Annotated in this window: 1 protein-coding gene; it reads right to left on the reverse strand. The window is 54.4% G+C overall.

What is annotated here, in order from left to right; genetic code table 11:
* The coding region (locus tag WCE05_RS25875; protein ID WP_368816819.1) for a hypothetical protein at positions 1-719 on the reverse strand (719 nt) is incomplete at its 3' end.
* Positions 720-742: the final 23 nt, after the last annotated feature.

Genomic DNA, 742 nt, shown 5'->3' on the forward strand with positions numbered 1-742 from the left:
TCCCAGGTACGATTAAAACCCAGCGAGCGGAACAGATGATCCGGCTGTTTTTCTGGTGTGTTGACGGCAGCAAAAAGCGGTGCCTCACGGGTTTTCAGATGAAACTGCATCAGTTCTGGTGCAGGTGATATGTGGCTGTCTGCATCGTGATTTACGGCAACACCATACCCTGCATACCGTAACCCCTTATCGGTCAGCGCACTGATGACCAGATGCCTGTTATCGGCTGAGGGAACGGCAAACGCGGGATACAGCGTACCATTAAGCCGGATAACACCGCCCAGAGAGTCATCCACGCCCATGACCAGCAAAAGCTGAAGCTGGCGGGTTTCCCGGTCGACAGAACTCATGACCGGCATCAGCGTCGGTGGCAGACGTCCCTGCATAAAATCCACCTTCCTTGCCGCTGGTGATGGCATGGCTGGCTGGCGGTCTTCTCCAAGACAGAAAGACTCCGGCCATGTCTTCGGCTGGCGGAGATTGCGGGTATGTTGCGGCCATGTCTGGCAAACCTGCGTCAGCAGTTGCTCAAAGGTTGCAGAGGAATAAACACGTTGCAGTGGCGGACGTTGGCCGATTTCGCTTCGGTCACAGATATAACCACTCCTGTCACGCATTAAATCAACCCTCTCACAGATTCTGGTGCGGTATTTCTCCAGCTCGTTCCCCCAGAGCGTATATTCTCCGTTCCGGTTGTGAAGCAGAAGGTAACAGGTCATTTCCCCGTTACCAGGCATGGGAG

Origin of the sequence: Pseudomonas sp. I2 (assembly GCF_040984075.1) — a bacterium.
Taxonomy (GTDB): Bacteria; Pseudomonadota; Gammaproteobacteria; order Pseudomonadales; family Pseudomonadaceae; genus Aquipseudomonas; species Aquipseudomonas guariconensis_B.